General features: G+C 73.4%; 19 protein-coding genes. 6 read left to right on the top strand and 13 right to left on the bottom strand.

Going from position 1 to position 17,635, the window contains the following annotated elements:
* Window positions 1–155 precede the first annotated feature (155 nt).
* From ACFWI8_RS34175 to ACFWI8_RS34185, 3 genes are all read left to right on the top strand, one after another.
* Window positions 156–1,022, top strand: a complete 867-nt coding sequence (locus ACFWI8_RS34175; RefSeq protein ID WP_387099518.1) for a metalloregulator ArsR/SmtB family transcription factor — start codon at window positions 156–158, stop codon at window positions 1,020–1,022.
* Window positions 1,019–1,621 (top strand): dihydrofolate reductase family protein, encoded by a 603-nt coding sequence (locus ACFWI8_RS34180; protein ID WP_387099520.1) that lies wholly within the window; start codon window positions 1,019–1,021, stop codon window positions 1,619–1,621. The genes ACFWI8_RS34175 and ACFWI8_RS34180 overlap by 4 nt, the downstream gene beginning before the upstream one ends.
* 177 nt (window positions 1,622–1,798) lie before the next feature.
* Window positions 1,799–2,971, top strand: coding sequence for an FAD-dependent monooxygenase (locus tag ACFWI8_RS34185; RefSeq protein WP_387099523.1), 1,173 nt, complete (start codon window positions 1,799–1,801; stop codon window positions 2,969–2,971).
* Here the strand turns inward: ACFWI8_RS34185 and hisF are convergent.
* The 7 genes from hisF to hisD are packed head-to-tail and all read right to left on the bottom strand — an operon-like array spanning window position 2,956 to window position 8,299.
* A complete protein-coding gene (hisF, locus tag ACFWI8_RS34190) occupies window positions 2,956–3,726 on the bottom strand; it encodes an imidazole glycerol phosphate synthase subunit HisF (RefSeq protein ID WP_387099525.1) in 771 nt (256 codons plus the stop codon). The genes ACFWI8_RS34185 and hisF overlap by 16 nt on opposite strands.
* Complete coding sequence (gene priA / locus ACFWI8_RS34195) at window positions 3,723–4,463, bottom strand: bifunctional 1-(5-phosphoribosyl)-5-((5-phosphoribosylamino)methylideneamino)imidazole-4-carboxamide isomerase/phosphoribosylanthranilate isomerase PriA (RefSeq protein ID WP_387099528.1); 741 nt, start codon at window positions 4,461–4,463, stop codon at window positions 3,723–3,725. The genes hisF and priA overlap by 4 nt, the downstream gene beginning before the upstream one ends.
* Complete coding sequence (gene hisH / locus ACFWI8_RS34200; protein ID WP_387099530.1) at window positions 4,463–5,101, bottom strand: imidazole glycerol phosphate synthase subunit HisH; 639 nt, start codon at window positions 5,099–5,101, stop codon at window positions 4,463–4,465. Before hisH ends, priA begins: the two co-directional genes overlap by 1 nt.
* A 3-nt stretch (window positions 5,102–5,104) precedes the next feature.
* Entirely contained in the window at window positions 5,105–5,260 is a 156-nt protein-coding gene (locus tag ACFWI8_RS34205) for a hypothetical protein (protein WP_311600935.1), read from the bottom strand.
* Complete coding sequence (hisB, locus tag ACFWI8_RS34210) at window positions 5,257–5,847, bottom strand: imidazoleglycerol-phosphate dehydratase HisB (RefSeq protein WP_311600933.1); 591 nt, start codon at window positions 5,845–5,847, stop codon at window positions 5,257–5,259. Before hisB ends, ACFWI8_RS34205 begins: the two co-directional genes overlap by 4 nt.
* Window positions 5,844–6,959, bottom strand: a complete 1,116-nt coding sequence (locus ACFWI8_RS34215) for a histidinol-phosphate transaminase (protein ID WP_387099534.1) — start codon at window positions 6,957–6,959, stop codon at window positions 5,844–5,846. Before ACFWI8_RS34215 ends, hisB begins: the two co-directional genes overlap by 4 nt.
* A complete protein-coding gene (gene hisD, locus ACFWI8_RS34220; RefSeq protein ID WP_387099537.1) occupies window positions 6,956–8,299 on the bottom strand; it encodes a histidinol dehydrogenase in 1,344 nt (447 codons plus the stop codon). Before hisD ends, ACFWI8_RS34215 begins: the two co-directional genes overlap by 4 nt.
* Window positions 8,300–8,412: 113 nt before the next feature.
* Between hisD and ACFWI8_RS34225 the strand changes: the two genes are divergently transcribed.
* Window positions 8,413–9,159 (top strand): LON peptidase substrate-binding domain-containing protein, encoded by a 747-nt coding sequence (locus ACFWI8_RS34225; RefSeq protein ID WP_387099540.1) that lies wholly within the window; start codon window positions 8,413–8,415, stop codon window positions 9,157–9,159.
* Window positions 9,160–9,172: 13 nt separating this feature from the next.
* Entirely contained in the window at window positions 9,173–9,664 is a 492-nt protein-coding gene (ybaK, locus tag ACFWI8_RS34230; RefSeq protein ID WP_387099542.1) for a Cys-tRNA(Pro) deacylase, read from the top strand.
* Here the strand turns inward: ybaK and ACFWI8_RS34235 are convergent.
* From ACFWI8_RS34235 to ACFWI8_RS34250, 4 genes are all read right to left on the bottom strand, one after another.
* Window positions 9,639–10,310: an ABC transporter permease gene (locus ACFWI8_RS34235; protein ID WP_387099545.1), complete on the bottom strand. Its 672-nt coding sequence runs from the start codon at window positions 10,308–10,310 to the stop codon at window positions 9,639–9,641. The two genes, ybaK and ACFWI8_RS34235, sit on opposite strands and share 26 nt — an antisense overlap.
* Before the next feature lie 67 nt (window positions 10,311–10,377).
* Window positions 10,378–11,157, bottom strand: a complete 780-nt coding sequence (locus ACFWI8_RS34240) for an ABC transporter permease (RefSeq protein ID WP_387099548.1) — start codon at window positions 11,155–11,157, stop codon at window positions 10,378–10,380.
* A gap of 664 nt (window positions 11,158–11,821) precedes the next feature.
* Window positions 11,822–12,874, bottom strand: a complete 1,053-nt coding sequence (locus ACFWI8_RS34245; RefSeq protein WP_387099551.1) for an ABC transporter ATP-binding protein — start codon at window positions 12,872–12,874, stop codon at window positions 11,822–11,824.
* A 61-nt stretch (window positions 12,875–12,935) separates the two neighbouring features.
* Window positions 12,936–14,186 (bottom strand): NYN domain-containing protein, encoded by a 1,251-nt coding sequence (locus ACFWI8_RS34250; protein WP_387099554.1) that lies wholly within the window; start codon window positions 14,184–14,186, stop codon window positions 12,936–12,938.
* A gap of 221 nt (window positions 14,187–14,407) precedes the next feature.
* On the opposite strand from ACFWI8_RS34250, the gene ACFWI8_RS34255 reads away from it, so the two are divergent.
* On the top strand, window positions 14,408–14,563 hold the full coding sequence (locus ACFWI8_RS34255) for a hypothetical protein (protein ID WP_387099556.1): 156 nt from the start codon (window positions 14,408–14,410) through the stop codon (window positions 14,561–14,563).
* A 96-nt stretch (window positions 14,564–14,659) separates the two neighbouring features.
* On the opposite strand, the gene ACFWI8_RS34260 is transcribed toward ACFWI8_RS34255, so the two are convergent.
* On the bottom strand, window positions 14,660–14,899 hold the full coding sequence (locus ACFWI8_RS34260) for a hypothetical protein (protein ID WP_311601581.1): 240 nt from the start codon (window positions 14,897–14,899) through the stop codon (window positions 14,660–14,662).
* Window positions 14,900–14,992: 93 nt separating this feature from the next.
* Window positions 14,993–17,635 (bottom strand): DNA polymerase III subunit alpha (dnaE, locus tag ACFWI8_RS34265; RefSeq protein ID WP_387099558.1); only part of this gene is annotated, 2,643 nt, incomplete at its 5' end.

Below are 17,635 nucleotides of genomic sequence, written 5' to 3' on the forward strand. Positions count from 1 at the left end.
GTCTGGCCAGGGGCGCCGCGCTCGGCCAGCTGGCCGAGCGCGGCGTCGGCGATCACATCGATACGTGCCTTGCTCACCGGACGAACCTATCCGGCTCGGCGCCCCGCGAACTTATTCCTTGACACGAATATTCGTCGTGGTGAATACTTCTGGGCATGGACGCACTCCTCACCGCGCTGGCCGACCCGGCCCGCTGGCGGCTCGTGGGCCTGCTGGCCGAGCGACCCCGCTCGGTCGGCGTGCTCGCCCAACTCGCCGGGGCGCGGCAGCCACAGACGACCAAGCACCTGCAGACCCTTGAGCGCGTCGGCGTCGTCACCTCCCAGCGCACCGGTCAGCGCCGCGTCTACGCGCTCCGGCCCGGTCCGCTGCGAGAGCTCGCCGCCGCGCTCGGCCGGCTCGCCGACACCGCCGACCGAGCCGACGGCCCGCGTGCCACCTTCGACGAGCACGGGATCAGCCTCCGCGCGGAGCGGCTCGCCGCCACGGATTCCGGGTGGGCCGACGGCCGCTCGTTCGCCTTCCACCGGTCCCTCGCGGCAGGCCCCGAGCCGGTCTGGCGCCAGCTGACCGAGCCCGACCTGCTCGCCCACTGGTGGACGCCCGACGACCTCCGCGTCTCCGAGCTCGTCTTCGAGGCGCGACCGGGTGGGCGGATCGTCCAGGAGTATTGCGACGCCGAGGACGCCGACGGCTCCGGCCAGGTCGTCGGGCGCGCGGAGGGAGTCGTCGACGACGTTCACCCCGGCGAGCGCCTCGCCTACCGCCTCTCCCCGCTGCTCCCCGACGGGGGCCTCGCCTTCACGGCCCACGTCGACCTCCGCCTCCGCCCGAGCGACACCGGCACGGACCTCGACGTCCACTGGCGCCTCGCCGACAGCACCGTCGAGTCCGCGGACTTCGTCGCGGGCATCGAGCTCGGCTTCGGCCAGAGCCTGGACCGGCTCGCGGCGACCCTCGCCGCACCCCTCGCCACCGACTCACACGACACCGAAAGCACCAACACAAGGAGCGCGAAATGACCCAGCAGACCGCCGGCCGCCGCGTCGTCACCAACATGAGCCTCTCCCTCGACGGCCGCTACGCCAAGCCGGACAACCCGCTGGACATGAGCTGGGTGATGCCGTACGCCGTCTCCGACGTCGCCCGTGACCACCTGACCAGCCTCTGGGAGTCGGCGACGACGGCCCTGCTCGGGCGGGTCAACGCCGAGGGGTTCCTCGGCTTCTGGCCCACCGTCATCGGCATGGAGGGCGCCGACCCGCGCGACGAGGGTTTCGCGAAGTGGCTGGTGGACGCTGACAAGGTGGTCCTCTCCAGCACTCTCGACGAGGCGCCGTGGGAGCGGACGACGGTCGTCGACAAGCCGACCGCCGAGGCGGTCGCGGACCTGCGGGCGACCGAGGGCGGCGACATCCTCGTGCTGTCCAGCGCGAGCGTCATCAAGGCGCTGCTGGCGGCGGACGCCGTCGACCGGTTGGCGCTCACCATATTCCCGGTCGTCCTCGGCGGCGGGCCGCGTCTCTTCGAGGACGGCCTGCCCGCCGGACAGTGGACGCTCGCCAGCCAGACCGCGGGCGAGCACGGCACGTTGGCCCTCGTCTACGACCGGCTCCGCTGAGCGGTCGCCCGGGAGCCGGGCCGCGTCGGCGTGACCCGAGCGGCTCGGCCATGCGCGCCCTGGTGCCACCGCGATCCGAGCGGCCGCCCCTCCCCAACCGCTCACCACTACGAGCGTAGTGCGACAGGCGCTACACTTCACTACATCCGTAGTATCGCGTCTCTCGCCGGAGGAGCCATGCCCCAGCCACGAGCCGTCGTCGTCGGCGCCGGCATCGGCGGCCTGACCGCCGCCGTCGCCCTGCGTCGACGCGGCTGGCGGGTCACGGTCCTGGAACGCGCCCGCGTGCTCGAACCGGTGGGCGCCGGCATCGCCGTCGCGCCCAACGCCCAGCGGGCGCTCGACGTCCTCGGTCTCGGCGACGCCGTCCGTGCGCAGGCCGCGTTCTCCGGCTCCGGCGGGCTCCGCACCCCGCGCGGGCGGTGGATCTCGCGGACCACCGGCGAGGCCGCGGCCGCCCGCTTCGGCGGGCCCGTGGTGCTCACCCGCCGCGCCGAGCTCGTCGACCTGCTGCTCGGCGCGCTACCCGAGGGCACCGTCAGAACCGGCACGACCGTCACCCATGTCGAACCCGGCGACGCCGGCGGCGCGCCGGCCCGCGTCACCTCCGAACGGGGAACGCTGGAAGCGGAGTTGGTGGTCGCGGCGGACGGCGTCCACTCCCCCACCCGCGCCGCCCTCTTCCCCGACCATCCGGGGCCCGGCTACGCCGGCCTCACCGCCTGGCGGTTCGTCGCGGACGGCCCGGCCACGGGGTACGAGCCGCACGAGACGTGGGGGCGCGGCACGCTCTGGGGCACCACCCCGCTGGCCGGCGGCCGGGTGTACTGCTACGCCACGGCCGTCGTCCCGCCGGGCGGTCGCGCCCCGGACGACGAACTGGCCGAACTGCGCAGGCGGTTCGGCGACTGGCACGCCCCGGTGCCACAACTCCTGGACGCCACCGCCCCGGACGCCGTCCTGCGCGACGACGTGCACGACATGCCCACCCCGCTGCCCGCGTTCCACCGCGGCCGGGTCGCGCTGCTCGGCGACGCCGCGCACCCCATGACGCCCAACCTCGGCCAGGGTGGCTGCCAGGCCGTCGAGGACGCCGTGGTGCTGGCCCATCTCGCCACCGCCGAAGGGGAGTTGGCCGCGTACACCGGGCGGCGACTGCCCCGCACCACCCTGGTGGCGCGGCGGTCACGCCGCGTCGCGGCGCTCACCACCTGGCGGTCGAGGCCCGCGGTCGCGGCCAGGGCGCTGATGTTCGCGGCGACCGGACTGCTCGGCCCGGCCGCCGCACTGCGCGCCCTCGACGGCATCGCCGACTGGCGACCGCCGGGAGCCGATCAGCGCACCGGGTGACCGGCCCCCCGCAGCGCCTCCTTGACCTCGCCGATCCGCAGGTCGCCGAAGTGGAAGACGGAGGCGGCGAGCACCGCGTCCGCGCCCGCCTCGATGGCCGGGGCGAAGTGCTCACGCCGCCCGGCGCCGCCGGAGGCGACCACCGGGACGGTGACGTGCTTGCGGACGGCGGCGATCATCAACGTGTCGTAGCCGTCCTTGGTGCCGTCCGCGTCCATCGAGTTGAGCAGGATCTCGCCGGCGCCCAACTCGGCGGCCCGGTGCGCCCATTCCACGGCGTCGAGCCCCGTGCCGCGCCGGCCGCCGTGGGTGGTGACCTCGAAGCCGGAGGGCGTGCTCGTGCCGTCGGGGCAGCGGCGAGCGTCCACCGAGAGGACCAGCACCTGGCTGCCGAACCGCTCGGCGATCTCCCTGATCAGCTCGGGGCGGGCGATCGCCGCGGTGTTGACGCCCACCTTGTCGGCGCCGGCCCGCAGCAGCCGGTCCACGTCCTCCGTGGTCCGCACGCCGCCGCCCACCGTGAGCGGGATGAAGACCTGCTCGGCGGTGCGGCGCACCACGTCGTAGGTGGTCTCCCGGTTGCCCGAGGAGGCCGTGATGTCGAGGAACGTCAACTCGTCGGCGCCCTCGGCGTCGTAGACCTGCGCCATCTCCACCGGATCGCCCGCGTCCCGCAGGTTCTGGAAGTTGACGCCCTTGACGACCCTGCCCCCGTCCACGTCGAGGCAGGGAATGACCCGAACGGCAAGGCTCATGCGGCGACCTCTCCGCCGGCGACCACGGCCAGCGCCTCCTCCAGCGTGAAGGCACCGGCGTACAGGGCCTTGCCGACGATGGCGCCCTCGACGCCGTTCGGCACGAGGGTGGCGAGCGCCCGCAGGTCGTCGAGCGAGGAGACCCCGCCGGAGGCCACCACCGGGCGGTCGGTGGCCGCGCAGACGGAGCGCAGCAGGTCCAGGTTGGGGCCCTGCAGGGTGCCGTCCTTGTTGATGTCGGTGACCACGTAGCGGGCGCAGCCCTCGGAGTTCAGCCGCTCCAGCGTCTCGAAGAGGTCGCCGCCGTCCCTGGTCCAGCCGCGACCGCGCAGCGTGGTGCCGCGCACGTCGAGGCCGACCGCGATGCGGTCGCCGTGCTCGGCGATGACCTTGGCCACCCACTCCGGCGACTCGAGCGCCGCCGTGCCCAGGTTGACGCGGGTGCAGCCGGTGGCCAGGGCGGCGGCCAGCGAGTCGTCGTCCCTGATGCCGCCGGAGAGCTCGACCCTGATGTCCATGGCGCGGGTGACCTCGGAGATCCGCTCCCGGTTGTCGCCGGTGCCGAACGCGGCGTCCAGGTCGACCAGGTGCAGCCACTCGGCGCCGGCCGCCTGCCAGGCGAGGGCGGCGGTGAGCGGGTCGCCGTAGGAGGTCTCGGTGCCGGAGACGCCGTGCACCAGGCGGACGGCCTGGCCGTCGCGGACGTCGACGGCGGGCAGCAGTTGCAGCGTGGACATCAGAGGGTCTCGATCCAGTTGGTGAGGAGGCGGGCGCCGGCGTCGCCGGACTTCTCCGGGTGGAACTGCGTCGCCCACAGCGGGCCGTTCTCCACGGCGGCGACGAACGGGTCCCCGTGGGTGGCCCAGGTGACCCTGGGCGGCGCCTGGGCCGCGTGGTGGGTGGGCAGCTCCCAGTCGTGCACGGCGTAGGAGTGCACGAAGTAGAAGCGGTCCTCGGGCGACAGGCCGGCGAAGAGCGCGGAGTCGGCGGGGGCGTCGACGGTGTTCCAGCCCATGTGCGGCACTATGTCGGCGCGCAGCGGGCCGACCGTGCCGGGCCACTCGTCCAGGCCCTCGCTCTCCACGCCGTGTTCGATGCCGCGGGCGAAGAGGATCTGCATGCCGACGCAGATGCCGAGCACCGGGCGGCCGCCAGCCAGCCGGCGGCCGACGACCCAGTCGCCGCGGGCCTCGCGCAGCCCGTTGATGCAGGCGGCGAAGGCGCCGACGCCGGGGACCAGCAGCCCGTCCGCGTTCAGCGCGGTGTCGTAGTCACGGGTGATCTCGACCTGGGCGCCCGCCCTGGCCACGGCGCGCTCGGCGGAGCGCACGTTGCCGAAGCCGTAGTCGAAGACCACCACCTTCTTCTCACTCATCGCCTACCCCAGCCTGAGGACGCCGGCGAGCAGACAGAGCGCGCTGCCGGTGCCGAGCAGCACGACCACTCCCCTGGGCAGCCCCTGCTTGAGGAACGAGATCACCCCGCCGAGCAGGAAGAGCCCGACCACGATCAGCGCGGTCGACACCCCGTTCACAGCGCGCCCTTGGTGGAGGGGATCCCGGTCTGCCGGGGGTCGATCTCGCTGGCGTAGCGCAGCGCCCTGGCAAGGGCCTTGAACTGGCACTCCACGATGTGGTGCGCGTTGCGCCCGTAGGGCACGTGCACGTGCAGCGCGATCTGGGCCTGGGCGACGAAGGACTCCAGGATGTGCCGGGTCATGGTGGTGTCGTAGGAGCCGATCATCGGCGCCATGTTCTCCGGCTCCCGGTGCACCAGGTACGGGCGGCCCGAGAGGTCGACGGTCACCTGGGCGAGCGACTCGTCGAGCGGCACCGAGGCGTCGGCGAACCGGACGATGCCCCGCTTGTCGCCGAGCGCCTCGCGGAACGCGGCGCCCAGCGCGAGCGCCGTGTCCTCGATGGTGTGGTGGCTGTCGATGTGCAGGTCGCCCTCGGTGGTGACGGTGAGGTCGAACAGGCCGTGCCGACCGAGCTGGTCGAGCATGTGGTCGAAGAAGCCGACTCCGGTCGACACGTCGACCTTTCCGGTGCCGTCGAGATCGATCTCGACCTTCACCGAGGTCTCCTTGGTGGTGCGCTCCACGCGACCCACGCGGGTCATTGGTTGATCTCCTTCATCACGGCTCGTACCGCGTCGAGAAACGCGTCGTTCTCCTTCCGGGTGCCCGCGGTGACCCGCAGCCGCCCCGGCACCCCGTTGTCCCGCACCAGCACGCCGTGGTCGAGCAGCCGCTGCCAGACGTCGTGCGGCTCGGCGAACCGGCCGAACTGCACGAAGTTGGCGTCGGACTCGGTGACCTCGCAGCCGAGCTCCCGCAGCTCGACGACGAGCCGGTCCCGCTCGGCCTTGAGCTCCTCGACATAGCCGAGCAGCGTGTCGGCGAACTCCAGCGCGGCGTGCGCGGTGGCCTGGGTGACGGCCGACAGGTGGTAGGGCAGGCGCACCAGCTGCACGGCGTCGACGACGGCCGGGTCGGCGGCGAGGTAGCCGAGCCGCAGCCCCGCGGCGCCGAACGCCTTGGACATGGTGCGGCTGACGACCAGCGTCGGCCGCCCCTCGATCAGCGGCAGCAGCGAGGGCCGGTGGCTGAACTCGGCGTACGCCTCGTCGATCACCACCAGCGCGCCCGGGCCGCCCCTGGCCGCCTGCGCCGCCTCGTACAGCGCGAGCACCGTCTCGACCGAGACGGCGGTGCCGGTCGGGTTGTTGGGCGAGCAGATGAACACCACGTCGGGCCGGTGCTCGTGGATGGCGGCGACCGCGGCCTCGGTGTCGATGTCGAAGCTCTCGGTGCGCGGCCCGGAGATCCAACCGGTGCCGGTGCCCCGGGAGATCAGCGGGTGCATCGAGTAGGACGGGTCGAAGCCGAGGGCGGTGCGCCCCGGCCCGCCGAACGCCTGGAGCAGCTGCTGCAGGATCTCGTTGGACCCGTTGGCCGCCCACACCTGGTTGGGCGCGAGCGGGTGGCCCGTGGTGCGGGTGAGGTAGCCGGCGAGCTGGGTGCGCAGGCCCACCGCGTCCCGGTCGGGGTAGCGGTTGAGGGTGCGGGCGGCGTCCGAGACGCGCTCGGCGATGCGCCGCACCAGCTCCTCCGGCATCGGGTACGGGCTCTCGTTCACGTTGAGCCGCACCGGGACGTCGAGCTGCGGCGCGCCGTAGGGGGACCTGCCGCGCAGTTCGTCCCGGACGGGGAGGTCGTCGATGCGGGTCACTTGCTCTGGGGAACCTTCCGGTCGGCCTTCCTGTCGGCTGCGAACCTCTCCCTGACCGCCGAGCCGTGGGCCGGCAGGTCCTCGGCCTCGGCGAGGGCCACCACGTGGTGGGCGACGTCGGCCAGGGCCTCGCGGTCGTACTCCACGACGTGCACGCCGCGCAGGAACGACTGTACGGAAAGCCCGGAGGAGTGGCAGGCGCAGCCCCCGGTGGGCAGCACGTGGTTGGAGCCGGCGCAGTAGTCGCCGAGCGAGACGGGGGCGTACGGGCCGACGAAGACGGCGCCCGCGTTGCGGACCCGGGCGGCGACGGCGGCCGCGTCCTCCGTCATGATCTCCAGGTGCTCGGCCGCGTAGGCGTCGACGACGGCGAGCCCGTGGTCGAGGTCGGCCACCAGCACGGTGCCGGACTGCCGGCCGGCCAGCGCCTCGGCGATCCGCTCCTGGTGCTTGGCGGCCGGCACCTGCCGGGCGAGCTCCGCGTCCACCGCGTCGGCGAGCGCCACGGACGGGGTGACCAGCACCGCGGCGGCCAGCACGTCGTGCTCGGCCTGGCTGATCAGGTCGGCGGCCACCAGCCGCGGGTCCGCGCTGTCGTCGGCGAGCACGGCGATCTCGGTGGGTCCCGCCTCGGCGTCGATGCCGATCACGCCGCGCAGCAGCCGCTTGGCGGCGGCGACGTAGACATTGCCCGGCCCGGTGACGAGCCGGACCGGGCGGCACTCCTCGGTGCCGTAGGCGAACATCGCGACGGCCTGGGCGCCGCCGGCCGCGTAGACCTCGGTGACGCCGAGCAGGGCGCAGGCGGCGAGGATGGTGGGGTGCGGCAGGCCGCCGTGCTCGGCCTGCGGCGGCGAGGCCACGGCGAGCGAGCCGACGCCGGCCTCCTGGGCGGGCACCACGTTCATCACCACGGACGAGGGGTAGACGGCGCGGCCGCCGGGCACGTAGAGGCCGACCCGCTCGACGGGGATCCACCGCTCGGTGACGGTGCCGCCCGGCACAACGCGCACGGTGGAGTCGGCGCGCCGCTGGTCGCGGTGGACGAGGCGGGCGCGCCTGACGGACTCCTCGAGGGCGGCCCTGACGGCCGGGTCGAGGGCGGCCAGCGCCCGGTCGAGCTCCTCGACGGGCACCCGCACCCGCTCGATGGCGACGCCGTCGAACCGCTCCGCGTACTCGATCAGCGCCGCGGTGCCGTGATGGCGCACGTTCTCGCAGATGGGCCGCACCTTCTCCAGGGCGGCCTCGACGTCGAGCTCGGCGCGCGGCAGCAGGTCGCGGTCGATCCCGTCCGTGGCGGCCGGGGCTTCGTCCCGCAGATCGATTCGGTTCAGCACGGTTACCAGTCTCGCAGACGGCCGGAACCGGCCGGTGACGCGTTCACCATGCGGGCCACGCGCGGGACGTGCGCGGGTAGCGGCGTTCGGCACAGCCGATAGGCTGGCCGGTCGTGACGACCACGCGCCTGCCGCTCTTCCCGTTGAACACCGTGCTGTTCCCCGGGCTGGTGCTGCCGCTCAACGTGTTCGAGGGACGCTATCGCGCCATGATGCGCGACCTCCTCGAACTGCCCGACGAGGCGCCGCGGCCGTTCGCGGTGGTCGCCATCAGGGACGGGCGGGAGACCGCGCCGAGCGGGCTCGGGCTGCCGGAGGCCGGCGAGCGCCCCGAGCCCGGCCCCGCCGGCGGGTTCGACGCGGAGGACCCCCGGCGCTCCTTCCACGACGTGGGCTGCGTGGCGGACGCCTCGACCATCAGGCCGCGGACGGGGGCCGAGGGCTACGAGGTGCTGGCCACCGGCACCACCCGGTTCCGGCTGGTCTCGGTGGACATGACCGGGCCGTACCTGACGGCCGAGATCGAACCGTTGGAGGAGGTCGCGGGCGAGGGCGCGGGGGCGCTGGCGACCGGGGTGCTGCGGGCCTTCCGCGGCTACCAGAAGGTGCTCGCCGGCGCCAACGAGCGGACGCTGGCGCCCCGGCAGGAGCTGCCGGACGACCCGTCGGTGGTCTCCTACCTGGTGGCGGCCGCGACGATGCTCCCCACGGCGGACAAGCAGCGGCTGCTGCAGGCCAAGGACACGGCGACGCGGCTGGCCGAGGAGCTGCGGATCCTGCGGCAGGAGACCGCGGTGATCGCCCGGCTGCCCTCGGTGCCGGGCACGGAGTTCACGGTCCGGCCGACGAGCCTCAACTGATCCGGGGGGATCCGTGGCGAAGCGCAGACAGCAGGGCGGCACCCCGGCGACGGTGGCCGCGAGCGGGGCCGGGGTGGCGTTCACGCTGCACGCCTACGAGCACGATCCGGCGGTCGCGTCCTACGGCGAGGAGGCGGCCCGGGTCCTCGGGGTGGCCCCAGGGCGCGTGTTCAAGACCCTGGTGGCCGACGTGGACGGCGGGCTCACGGTGGCGCTGGTGCCCGTGTCGGCCTCGCTCGGCCTGAAGGCGCTGGCCGCGGCCGTCGGCGGCAAGCGGGCCGCGATGGCGGACCCGGCGGCGGCCGAGCGCGCGACCGGGTATGTGCGGGGTGGCATCTCGCCGCTCGGGCAGCGGCGGCGGCTGCGGACGGTCGTGGACCGGTCGGCGGTCGACCTGCCCTCGGTGTTCGTGTCGGCCGGCCGCCGGGGCCTGGAGATCGAGCTGGCGCCGGCCGACCTGATCCGGCTGACCGGCGCGGTCACTGCTCCGATCGCCCGGGAGTAGGTCCCGGGCCGCCGGCCGCCTCACCCCATCGGGGGAACTCGGCGGGCACCTGCTGCGGGTCGCGGGGACCCCACAGCGCCATGCAGATCAGGTGGAGGCCGAGCGCCGCGAACGGCAGGCCGAGCAGCACCCCACGGGCGCCCAGTTCGAGCGGGGCGTCGAAGACGGCGCCGCCGGCCGCGCGGGCGTGTGCGGCCACGTCCTGGTCCGGGCCGAACCAGACGCCGATCCGCCAGGCGATGAACGAGCCGAGCAGGGCGCCGGCGGCGAGCCCGATGACGGACGCCACCCCGCCGTGTCGGCGGAGCAGGAACACCAGCACGCCGGCGACGGCCCCCACGGCGAGCCCGGCGAGGAAGAAGGTGCCGTCCGCGCCGAAGGCCTGCTGCCCCTCGGGCTCGGCGAGGATCACGTCGTTGCCGCTGGCGACGAGCGGCACCCGGGGCGCCCGCCACAGCCAGATCAGGCCGAGCAGCGGTCCGGCGAGCACCGCGACGGGCACCGCGACCAGCAGCGCCCCGCGTATCTCCCGCCACCAGCGCCGCGCGGCCGGCTCCGCCGGGGCGGGCGGACTCGCGCCCCCCCACGGGTCGTGGCCACCGTCGAGGGCGGGACGCGGTTCCGGTGTTGGCTCGGGTGCGGTCACCCCGTCATCCTGCCAGGTCCGGCCGGGTGTTCGGCCAACGGGACGGCCGTTCGGGCGTATGAACGGCTCAACGTACCGCCGCCCTGCGGTACGCCCAGGTCGCCAGGGCCAGGGCCACGGCCCCGACGGCCGCGCAGACGGTGAGGTTGGCGACGACCGAGCCCCAGTCCGGCCGCGGGTCGAGCGCGACGGCCAGCGCGTCCACCCCGTAGCTGGACGGCAGCAGCTCGCGCAGCCAGCGGGCGAGCTCGGGCAACCGCGACTCGGGCAGCACGCCGAGCAGCAGCGCCGCCGACATGCCGAGCTGCCCGCAGAGGGTGGCCAGCTCCGCCCGCGGCGCCAACAGCCCGAGCGCGGCCCCGAGCCCGGCGAGCGCGGCCCCGGCGAGCGGCACCACGGCCAGCGCCACCCACAGGCCGCCCAGTGGCAGCTGGTAGAGCAGGGCCCCCACGACGGCGGTGACGAGGACCCCGGGCACCGTGAACGAGGCGTACGCGGCCGCCGTCCCCAACGCGACGGCGGCGCCGGGCACGGGGAGCGTCGCGTAGTGGTCGAGCCCGCCGGCGGCGCGGAGGTGCCCGAAGTACTGGGCGAGCAGGTTGAGCGCGACGAAGGCCACGACGAGCACGGCCGACCCCGCGACCACGGCCCGCGCCTCCTCCCCGCCGCCGTCGACGACGCCGCGCATCAGGACCATGATCCCGACGGACTGGAACGTCGCCACGAACAACAACGGAATCCGCGCCACCCGCGCCCGCGACAACTGCGCCCGGTACACGGCCCCGAGCGCCCCCCACACGGCCACCCGCGGCCCCAACCCGACCACGGCCTCACCACCGCCAACCATCAACGACCTCCTGTCCCCACCTCAGGGCGCCTTCCCGGCGCAGCCGGGAGCGGCGCCGACATACCGACACGGCACGGCCAGCGGCCGCCCGGCGCCGGGGCGGCCGGCGCTCCGCGCCGGGGCCAGTACGGGCCCCGGCCCGTACCCGGCCGCCAGCCGGGCAAGGCGCGGAGCGCCACAGCACGGCGCAGTGCGCCGGGGCACGCCAGCCGGCAGGACCCGGCCCCGGGGCCGTGAGCGCCCGGGGGACGGCCGCCGCCAGGCGAGCACGCCCCCGGGCCGGCCACGGCCGGTCCGCAACGCGGACGAGCCCCCCGCCCGGCGCGAGCCGGCGCGCCGCGCCGCGAGGCACCGAAAGGGCGGGCGGGTGGGGGAAAACCCCGCCCACGCCAACCGCCACGCCCCGGCAAGGCCGGGCAGCCGGTCCGCAACGCGGACGAGCCCCCCGCCGGCGCAAGCCGGCGCCCCGCACCGCGAGGCACCGAAAGGGCGGGCGGGTGGGCGACAACCCCGCCCACGCCAACCGCCACGCCACTCCGACCCCGGCCACCACGCCCCGAAAAGGGCGGGCGGGTGGGGAAAAGAACCGCTCGGCCCTCGGCCGCAAGGCCACGGCCGGCACGCGGCCCCCGCCCCTTCGCGGCACAAGCCGCCAGGCGCACCGTCATTCGCGGTCCAGCCCCCCACCCCGGCCCCCCAGGGCGAGGTAGACGTCCTCCAGGCTCGGCGTGGTCAGCGTGAAGTCGTCGAGCGCCGCGAAGGCCGGCCCCTGTGTGAGGGTGGTGACGAGGGCGCGCGCGTCCTCCGCCGGGAGGCGGAGCGTCCAGCGGCGGCCCGCGACCGTGGCCGTGGCGTGCGCGGCGGCGAGGGCCGGTACCCGCAGCGGCGGCTCGTCGCGCCAGACGAGTTCGAGCCGCACCTCGGTGCTGACCAGTGCCCGCAGCCCGGCCGGGCTGTCGCACGCGATGACCCGGCCGGCGTCGAGCACCGCGACCCGGTCGAGGACGGTCTCGGCCTCGGTGACGTTGTGGGTGACCAGCAGCACCGTGGTGCCGTCCCGTTCGCGGCGCCGGTCGAGGGCGGCCCAGACGGCGCGCCTGGCGACGGGGTCCATGCCCGCGGTCGGCTCGTCGAGCACCAGCAGCGGCCGCTGCCCGGCCAGCGCCGCGCCCACGCAGGCGAGCCGCCGCTGGCCGCCGGAGAGCCGCTTCAGCGGGCGGCCGGCGAGCGGCCCGAGCGCCAGTTCGTCCAGTACGGCGTCCCGCTCGCGGCGGGCGGCGACCGCGTCGAGGCCGCGCAGTCTGGCGGTGGTCTCGACGGCGAGGGAGACCGTCAGTTCGTCGAGCGCCGTGGACTCCTGGCCGAGGTAGGCGAGCAGTCGGGCGGCGTTCCCGGGGTGGCGGACGAGGTCGTGGCCGAGGAGTGAGATCGTGCCGGCGTCGGGGCGGAGCAGCCCGGTGAGCTGCCGGACCAGGGTGGTCTTTCCCGCGCCGTTGGGGCCGAGGAGGCCGAAGATCTCGCCGCGGGCCACGTCGAGGTCGATACCGTCGCTGGCGACGACCGGCGGGGCGGGGGTCGCCCGGCGCCGTCCCGGGCGCCAGCCGTGGCGTCTGGCCCGGTAGGTCTTGACGAGTCCGCGCACGGTCAGCGCGGCCGGGGCGGCGGCGCGTGGCGGTGCGGGGGTTCGGGCCTCGGCCCGTGCGGTAGATGAGGCCACGGTGTACGAGCCTACGCCGCGCGGCGGGCCGGTCGGACGCCGGGGCGGGGGACAGACCGGGTCAGGAGGCGCGTTCGACGCCCGTCCTGGTGTCGACCTCGCGCCAGAAGCCGGCCCTGATCGCGTAGCGGTCCTGCTCGTCGATCTGGTCGTCCTTGTGCGCCAGCAGCCCGAACCGGGCGGCGTAGCGGAGCAGTTCGCCGTCGATGCGGTGCGGGATGCGCGGGTACTCGGTGGAGAGCCGGTCCAAGTGGTTGCCCGAGACCAGACGTTCGGCCCAGCGGCGGGCGAACACCTGGCCCACCTCGAACGGGTCGCCACTGACGGCGGTGATGTCCTCCTCGCGGTCCGCCCACCGCTGCTCGGCGGTGGTCAGCTGGGAGAGCATCGGCAGGGCGGCGGCCTCGGCGGACTCCTCAGGCGCCGCCCGGTCGACCCAGCCGCGGTCGGACGACCAGCGCAGGGTCGCGGTGGGCGGCGGGCCACCGTGCGGCGCGACGGGCGTGGGGCGGCCGAGGGAGGCGAGGTCCTTGGGGGTGGGGACACCCTTGCCCGCGGTTCCCGAGGTGCCGGCCGTGGCCGGCTCGCGGTGCTCGGGGCCGCAGCCCTCGGCGGTCTCGGGTGCCGAGCCGTTCTTGCCCGCCGTGACCCGGGTGGTCCTGGCCGGTTCGCCGCCGGTGCCGCGGGTCTCGGGGAGCGGCGCGGCGAGGATGGCGGCGATCTCGGGGCGCGGGGTGGGGTGCCCGGGGTCGGCGGCGGGTGCCTCGGTGACGCGGACGGCGCGGGTGATCCAGGCGCGGTCGAGGACGCGGCGCTCGTCGGCCTCGGCGACCAGGTCCTCGGACTGGTTGTAGTCGCCGTCGGCGGCCTGCACGGCCCACAGGTGGACGGCGACGCCGTGTTCCTTCGCGGACATGAGGCCGGGCAGCAGGTCGCCGTCGCCGGTGACCAGGACGATGTCGGCGCAGGCACGGTTGCGGGCCAGCTCGGTGAGCTCGGCGTGCATGGCGGCGTCGACACCCTTCTGCGCCCAGCGGCCGTCGCTGCGGGTGAGTGCTCCGAGGCGCACGGTGACCCTCGGCATCACCCGCAACCTGCGGTGTTCGGGCTGGGGCACCCGGTCGGGGGCGCCGTCGAACCAGTAGATGCGCAGCAGCTCACGGCCCGTGTCGGCCTCGGCGCGCTCGCGGAGGGCCTGGATCAGCTCGGCGTGGTCGACGGTGATGCGTGGGCGGGCCGGTTCGCCCGCGAGCAGGCTGGCGGCGGCGCCCAGCAGATAGCCGGCATCTACCAGGACGACGCAGCGGTCCACGTTGCACCTCGCTCACCAGAACGTTCACAGAAGTGTCTTCTTCAGTCTGCCCGCCTTGAGTCTGCCCGACCGAGGCGCCGTTATCTGCGCCAACTCGATCTTCGGCGTGGCGAATCCGCCGGGCCCCCCGCCCGGAATGCGAACTATGGTGCGCCGTGCGAATCTGGTCGCGGGCCTGTGGTCTACCCGACGTTTCCGTCTGTCCCAGCCTGGAGGCGATCATGGCCAAGAACAAGAACCGCGACCGGCGGCAGCAGCAGGACGCCCGGCGAGCCGACCGGTCGAGCTCCGGTTCCGGGGCGAGTCCCTCGCCGTCCGACGCGATGACGGACCAGCCGAAGATCCGCAAGCGCGAGCGGCGGTTCGGTCACAACTGACGCGGCGGCACGGCACACGTTTCAGGGCGCACCCCGGCACGGGGTGCGCCCTGAAGCACGCGGTCGCCGCCGCGGCCGCGTTTTCCGACGCCGTTCCTAATCCGTGAAGGCGTGCCGCTCGTGCGCCGCCGCGAAATAGCGGGCGTCGGAGACCTCGGAGTGCGCCGAATAAACCGGCACCGGGGGCGCGCCGCGGTGCACGATGTCCCACGCCTCGTGCACGCAACGGATTCGGTCCTCGAATGCGGAGCCGGGGAAGTATTCCAGCAGCGCGTGCACGGCCGTCTCCCGCGAAGCGTGCGCTTCACGGACCAGGAAAACAGCCTTCTCTATCATTCGGGCATCCACGGCAGCCCACCCCTCTAACGGAGATTCGCTCATTACCGAAGGTAGACCCGCGAACGCCCCGTTCAGGTAAAGCGCTATCCATCATCCAGCCAAGCAGGTCGGCCCCAGGAGCGCTTTGAGATCGCCGAAGAGCGCCGGATCCGCCTGTACCCGGTGGCGGTCGAGCCGGAGCACGGTGGTGCTCCGTTGGCCCTGCAGCTTGACCCGCACCTCGGTGGGCCCGCGGTGCTGGCCCAGCACCTCGCCGAGCCTGGCCACCAGCGGCGGGGTGACCTTGACCGCGGGGATGGTGATGGTGACCAGCGTGTCGGCCGAGGCCTCGGAGAGGTCGGGTACCTGGAGTTCCATGGCGACGAGGCGGGGGACGTCCTCGCGTTTGTCGAGGCGGCCCTTGACGAAGACGACGGCGTCCTCGACGAGTTGGGTGGAGACGAGTTGGTAGGTGGCGGGGAAGAACATGCAGTCGAGGGAGCCGCCGAGGTCCTCGACGGTGGCGATGGCCCAGGGGTTGCCCTGTTTGGTCATCTTCCGCTGGAGTCCGGAGATGATGCCGCCGATGGTGACCACCGCCCCGTCGGGGTGGTCGCCGCCGTTGAGCGCCGAGATCGCCGCGTCCGCCTTCTCGTCCAGGATGTGCTCGATCCCGAACAACGGGTGGTCCGACACGTACAGACCCAACATCTCCCGCTCCTGGGCGAGCAGGTAGGTCTTGTCCCACTCCTCCTCGGAGAACTCCACGTCGAGGCCGAAGCCGGGCCCGTCGTCGGCGCTGTCGTCGCTCATGCCGCCGAACAGGTCGAACTGGCCCTCGGCCTCCTTGCGCTTGACCTGCACCACGTTGTCGATCATGGTCTCGAAGTGGGCGGTGAGGCCCTTCCTGGTGTGGCCGAGGGCGTCGAAGGCACCGGCCTTGATCAGCGACTCCACGGTGCGCTTGTTGCAGACCACGGCCTCGACCTTGTCGAGGAAGTCGGGGAACGAGCTGTACTTCCCCTTGCTCTTCCGGGTCGCGACGATGGAGTCGACCACGTTCTGCCCCACGTTGCGGACCGCGGTGAGGCCGAAAACGATCGTCTCGTCACCGCGCGGCGTGAAGAACGCCTCGGACTCGTTGACATCGGGCGGCAGCACCCTGATGCCCATGCGGCGACACTCGTTGAGATAGACCGCCATCTTGTCCTTGTCGTCGCGCACCGAGGTGAGCAGACCGGCCATGTACTCGGCCGGGTAATTGGCCTTGAGATATGCCGTCCAGTAGGTGACGAGGCCATATGCCGAGGAATGCGCCTTGTTGAACGCGTACCCGGAGAACGGCACCAGCACGTCCCAGACGGCCTGGATCGCCCCGTCCGAGTAGCCGCGCTCGCGCATGCCGGCCTGGAAGGGGACGAACTCCTTGTCCAGGATCTCCTTCTTCTTCTTGCCCATGGCGCGGCGGAGCAGGTCGGCCTGTCCGAGCGAGTAGCCGGCGAGCACCTGGGCGGCCTTCTGCACCTGCTCCTGGTAGACGATCAGGCCGTAGGTGACGTCGAGGACCTCCTTCAGGGGCTCCTCGAGCTCGGGGTGGATCGGGGTGATCTCCTGCTGGCCGTTCTTGCGGAGGGCGTAGTTGATGTGGCTGTTCATGCCCATCGGGCCCGGCCGGTACAGGGCGCCGACGGCGGAGATGTCCTCGAAGTTCGTCGGCTTCATCATGCGCAGCAGTGAGCGCATGGGGCCGCCGTCGAACTGGAAGACGCCCAACGTGTCGCCGCGCCCCAGGAGTTCGAAGGTCTTGGGGTCGTCGAGCGTGAGGTCGAGCAGCTTGATGTCGACGCCCTTGTTCTTCTTGATGAGCTTGACGGCGTCGTCCATGATCGTGAGGTTGCGCAGGCCGAGGAAGTCCATCTTCAGCAGGCCGAGCGACTCACAGGTGGGGTAGTCCCACTGGGTGACGACGACGCCGTCGTTCTTGGGCGCGAACAGCGGCACGTGGTCGACCAGCTTCTCGCTGGACATGATCACGCCGGCCGCGTGCATGCCCATCTGCCGGACCAGGCCCTCCAGGCCCTTGGCCGTGTCGATGACCTTCCTGACGTCCGGCTCGTTCTCGTACATCGACCTGACCTCGGCCGCCTCGCTGTAGCGCGGGTGGTTCTTGTCGGTGATGCCGGAGAGCGGGATGCCCTTGCCGAGGACGTCGGCGGGCATGGCCTTGGTGATGCGGTCGCCCATCGCGTACGGGTAGCCGAGCACGCGCGAGGAGTCCTTGATGGCGGCCTTGGCCTTGATGGTGCCGTAGGTGCCGATCATCGACACCTTGTCGGCGCCGTACTTCTCGGTGACGTACCGGATGACCTCGCCGCGCCTGCGCTCGTCGAAGTCGATGTCGACGTCGGGCATGGAGACGCGCTCGGGGTTGAGGAACCGCTCGAAGATCAGCCCGTGGTCGAGGGGGTCGAGGTCGGTGATGCCCATCGCGTACGACACGATCGAGCCCGCCGCCGAACCACGGCCTGGACCCACCGCGATGCCCTGCGACTTGGCCCACATGATGAAGTCCGCGACCACGAGGAAGTAGCCGGGGAACCCCATCTGGATGATGATGTCCATCTCGTAGTCGGCCTGCTTCTGCCGGTCCGCCGGCACCCCGCCCGGGTAGCGGCGGGCCATGCCGCGCGCGACCTCCTCGCGGAACCACGAGATCTCGGTGTGCCCCTCGGGCACGTCGAACCGCGGCATCAG

This window comes from Streptomyces sp. NPDC127098 (assembly GCF_042722465.1).
Taxonomy (GTDB): domain Bacteria; phylum Actinomycetota; class Actinomycetes; order Streptomycetales; family Streptomycetaceae; genus Streptomyces; species Streptomyces millisiae.

Bases quoted from the DNA above. Each gene is read 5' to 3' on its own strand.
- ACFWI8_RS34180 (WP_387099520.1), top strand. From the start codon at position 1,019: ATGACCCAGCAGACCGCCGGCCGCCGCGTCGTCACCAACATGAGCCTC.
- ACFWI8_RS34260 (WP_311601581.1), bottom strand. From the start codon at position 14,899: ATGATAGAGAAGGCTGTTTTCCTGGTCCGTGAAGCGCACGCTTCGCGG.
- ACFWI8_RS34175 (WP_387099518.1), top strand. From the start codon at position 156: ATGGACGCACTCCTCACCGCGCTGGCCGACCCGGCCCGCTGGCGGCTC.
- hisH (WP_387099530.1), bottom strand. From the start codon at position 5,101: ATGAGTGAGAAGAAGGTGGTGGTCTTCGACTACGGCTTCGGCAACGTG.
- hisB (WP_311600933.1), bottom strand. From the start codon at position 5,847: ATGACCCGCGTGGGTCGCGTGGAGCGCACCACCAAGGAGACCTCGGTG.
- ACFWI8_RS34185 (WP_387099523.1), top strand. From the start codon at position 1,799: ATGCCCCAGCCACGAGCCGTCGTCGTCGGCGCCGGCATCGGCGGCCTG.
- ACFWI8_RS34255 (WP_387099556.1), top strand. From the start codon at position 14,408: ATGGCCAAGAACAAGAACCGCGACCGGCGGCAGCAGCAGGACGCCCGG.
- priA (WP_387099528.1), bottom strand. From the start codon at position 4,463: ATGTCCACGCTGCAACTGCTGCCCGCCGTCGACGTCCGCGACGGCCAG.
- ACFWI8_RS34240 (WP_387099548.1), bottom strand. From the start codon at position 11,157: ATGGTTGGCGGTGGTGAGGCCGTGGTCGGGTTGGGGCCGCGGGTGGCC.
- hisF (WP_387099525.1), bottom strand. From the start codon at position 3,726: ATGAGCCTTGCCGTTCGGGTCATTCCCTGCCTCGACGTGGACGGGGGC.